Consider the following 4,250-nt stretch of genomic DNA (forward strand, 5'->3'; position numbering starts at 1 on the left):
ATCGCAAAATTATCGACGCCGTGACAGGTGTGCAGCCGATTGCGCAGGCCGGTCACGGAACGTCCGGCACCGCCATTCCGCGCGTCGATGGCAGTGCCAAAATCGCAGGCCAAGAGCTGTTTGGCGATGACATCGCACCAGCTGGATGCCTTGAGGTTCTGGTGATCCGGTCCCCCCACGCGCGCGCGAAATTCACTTTGGGCGACCTAGAAACTTTTGCGGCGACGCATGGTATCGAGGCCGTGCTAACCAAGAAGGACATTCCCGGTCAAAACCTGTTTGGCGTCATCCCCCAATTCGTGGACCAACCCGTTTTTGCCGAAGACACCGTTCGGTTCCGAGGCGAAGCCATCGCGGCCATTGTCGCGCATCGGGACGTTCTAGCAGCTTTTGACCCGGCGCACTTTCCCGTCACATGGACGCCATTGCCTGCCGCCCAAGACATGACATCCGCCAAGGCCCCTCAGGCCGCACAGTTGCACGAAGGACGGGACGGCAACATCATGTGTGGCGGCTTTGTGGCCTGTGGCGACGCCGAAGCGCAATTGGCGCAATCTGATGTGACCGTCGAAGGGCGCTTTCAAAGCGGTTTTGTCGAACATGCCTACATCGAACCCGAGGCAGGCTTTGCCCAAGTGATAGACGGACGGGTCGAAGTGCATGCGTGCACGCAAGCGCCAGTGATGGATGTCGAAGCGCTTGAACTGATCCTAGGAATGGACAGATCGCAAATCCGTGTCGTCCCAACAGCTGTCGGCGGGGGCTTTGGGTCCAAGCTGGACTTGTCTGTGCAACCCTATTTGGCGCTGGCGGCCCTCAAGACCGGGCAAAAGGTGCGCTTGTGTTACACCCGCACTGAATCGATGCAAAGCACGACAAAACGGCACCCCTCGGACATCACGTTGCGGATCGGAGCAGATCGCCAAGGCAAGATTACCGGTTTTGCGTTTAAGGGCGACTTTGACACGGGTGCCTATGCCAGTTGGGGGCCGACTGTGGCCAACCGCGTCCCCGTTCATGCTTCTGGTCCTTATGTGATCAAAGATTACCGGGCGGAATCGACCGGCGTTCATACAAACAATCCGCCCGCCGGTGCATTCCGCGGCTTTGGCGTGCCCCAATCTGCTATTGCGCAAGAAAGCCTTCTGGATGAACTGGCTGAAAAGCTGGGAATGGATGCCTTGGACTTTCGCCTTGCGAACGCCTTGGAAAACGGGGTGCCCACAGTCTGTGGGCAGGTTTTTGAACAAGGCGTGGGCATCAAACCCTGCCTGACTGCCTTGCGTGATGCCTGGGCCTCAGAACGCGCCGGTGCCGAAGCCTTCAACGCCACATCTCACACCCTAAAGCGTGGCGTTGGCATTGCTTCGGCGTGGTACGGGTGTGGCAATACCTCGATGTCCAATCCATCGACCATCAAGGCCGGGATCACAGCAAAGGGGCGCATCGTCCTGCATCAAGGCGCGATCGACATCGGGCAAGGGTCAAACACCGTCATCAGCCAGATTTTTGCGACGGCTTTGGGTGTTTCCATCCAAAACATAACGCGCATTGGCGGCGATACAGATGTGACGCCGGACGCGGGCAAAACTTCGGCTTCGCGCCAAACATTTATCTCTGGCAACGCGGCGCGCCTAACGGGCGAGGCCTTGCGCAAAGGCATTCTGGAACGGTTGAACGTAGCGCAAGATGCGGTGCTGACAGTGGAGAACGGGAAAATTGTATCTTGCGATGCGGGTGGGCGGCATGTTCTTGATCTAACATCACTTACAGCGGACGCCGACGGCTTTGTGCTGCGCGCCGAAGAAACCTATGATCCGCCGACCCTGCCGCTGGATGCGAATGGCCAAGGCAGCCCTTACGCACAGTTCGGCTATGCCGCGCAATTGGCTGTGGTCGAAGTTGACACCGCGCTTGGCACAGTGCGCCCAATCAAGTTTGTCGCCGCCCACGATGTAGGCCATGCCGTCAATCCGATGATGGTCGAAGGGCAGGTGCATGGCGGCATCGCCCAAGGGCTTGGCCTTGCCTTGATGGAAGAATACCTTCCAGGCCACACCGAGAACCTGCATGACTACCTTATTCCGACCATGGGCGACATTCCCCCGATTGAAACGATCATTATAGAAGAACCTGATGCGCACGGCCCATATGGGGCCAAAGGTTTGGGTGAACACGTCTTGATCCCGACGGCGCCTGCGTTTCTTAATGCCATCAAACACGCAACCGGTGTGCGCATCTTTCAAGTGCCCGCAACCCCTCACCGCGTCCGTGCGGCGATCCTGAAAGGGTCAACATGAATTCGCCTGTCAAACCCGAAAAAATCCGCTGCGATGCATGTCCGGTTATGTGTTTTATTGCTGACGGCAAGTCTGGCGCGTGTGACCGTTATGCCAACCATGATGGCACATTGGTGCGGTTGGACCCTTTAACCATCATCGAAGGCACGGATCAAAAGCTGGTGCCTTTCATGGGCGATGGCAACGGAGAGGACTGGGACGGCGATATCATCAAAGGAGATCGCCCTTTTGTGACGGCTGTGGGTGCAGGCACCACCTATCCCGACTACAAACCGGCGCCGTTCATCGTCTCGCAAGAGATCGATGGCGTTGATATGGTCACCGTCGTGACCGAAGGCATTTTCAGCTACTGCGGTGTGAAGGTGAAAATCGACACGGACCGTCATATCGGTGAAGAACGCGATGTGGTCCGCGTGGACGGCGAACCAATTGGTCATGTGACCACCTCGGAATATGGATCAAAGATGCTGTCGCTTGGCGGGGTCGAACATCTGACAGGCGGCACCAAAAAAGAAGGTCGTATCACCTGCGACGCTTTGCTCAAGCTGTGCAATCGCGATGCGGTGACTTTGACTATCGAGGGCGATGACCACGAAACCGAAGTTGTTGTGCAAGCCGGCAAGTCACCCATCGTGAACGGTGTGACCGAAAATCTGATGCGGGTCGGATGTGGATCTGCCACCATCGGAATGTTCCCGATGCAATGGATCGGCCATGCCGACGAAGTCGTCGTTGTTGACGATCACATCACAGGGGTTTTGTCCGAACATGAAACCGGCAAGCAATTGGATGTCCCCCCCACTGGCATCAAAATCCTTGGTCGCCGTTCAACGCCCGGGCGGTACTTTCAGGTCGCCAATCCCGGGACAGGTTGGGGTGGCACAGACATCAATGATCCGCTGAAAATTCTTGGCCCCTTCAATCCCAAGATCGCTTGGGAAGGCTTGCGCTTGCTCATGGTGTCGACCACGGGCGAACAAGTGGCGTATTTCGAATTGGATGCGGATCTAACGCCGCAAAAGAAACCTATTCCTACAGTGTTGTCTGCCTCGGCAGAATTGATTGCTGAAAATTGCGAGCCTTCTGTGTGTTCCGTTCTTTTCATGGGCGGTGCCGGTGGGTCACTGCGCGCGGGTGTCACCGAAAACCCCGTACGCCTGACCCGTTCAGTTAAGGACGCGCTGACGCATGTGTCCTGTGGCGGGGCTCAGGTCTATGTTTGGCCGGGCGGTGGGATCACGGTGATGGTTGACGTATTAGACATGCCGACGCAATCATTTGGTTATGTGCCGACACCTGCCCTTGTGGCCCCAATCGAATTCACCTTGCGGGTTAGCGATTACAACGCGCTTGGCGGGCATATGAAACATCTGCAAAAGGTCTCGGATGTGGCGCGCGATGACACGCGGCGCGTGGCGCAAAACCCCAACACCCGCGATCCGATGTCGCGCGGCAATTACCGCTGGTCCAAGGAGGCCTAAGGAATGAGGCCGGTCGCCAAATTGCTGCCTTGTGGCCTGCGCTTGCATTTGCAGCACGGGCCGATTGACCTGATCATCGGCGCTGATGGCGACCGGACGAAAGCCTTTAATGCAGCGCAAGCGCGCTTTGCCACCGTGCTTGAGGAACTGGTACACGAGCTGAGTGCATTGCGCGCGCCCATGACCAAGGAAACCCCATCCCCGACCGGCCTTATCGCGCGCCGCATGCATGTGGCAACGATGCCCTTTTCCAGCCACTTTGTCACCCGCATGGCCGCTGTTGCTGGGGCTGTCGCAGACGAAGTTCTTGCAGCCATGATCGATGCTGCGGATTTGCACCGCGCCTACGTCAACAATGGCGGAGACATCGCGCTGCACTTGCGTGACGGTGCTCAGTTTACGACGGCCATGATGGCGCATACGGGTGATGTCCTGGGGCAGATCACGGTGACCGAAGCAGACCCGATCC

The 4,250-nt window shown here is 57.6% G+C and carries 2 protein-coding genes and 1 pseudogene; all 3 read left to right on the forward strand.

Translation table 11 applies throughout. The features are described from left to right. Nucleotides 1–2,300 (forward strand): xanthine dehydrogenase family protein molybdopterin-binding subunit (locus ABJF76_RS08665; protein WP_413822553.1); only part of this gene is annotated, 2,300 nt, incomplete at its 5' end. After that, nucleotides 2,297–3,781, forward strand: coding sequence for a 6-hydroxynicotinate reductase (locus tag ABJF76_RS08670; RefSeq protein WP_413820112.1), 1,485 nt, complete (start codon nucleotides 2,297–2,299; stop codon nucleotides 3,779–3,781). The genes ABJF76_RS08665 and ABJF76_RS08670, both read left to right, overlap by 4 nt. Before the next feature lie 3 nt (nucleotides 3,782–3,784). Continuing rightward, nucleotides 3,785–4,250: pseudogene (locus tag ABJF76_RS08675) on the forward strand (UPF0280 family protein); the annotation flags it as partial.

Origin of the sequence: Tateyamaria sp. (assembly GCF_039940735.1) — a bacterium.
Lineage (GTDB): Bacteria > Pseudomonadota > Alphaproteobacteria > Rhodobacterales > Rhodobacteraceae > Tateyamaria.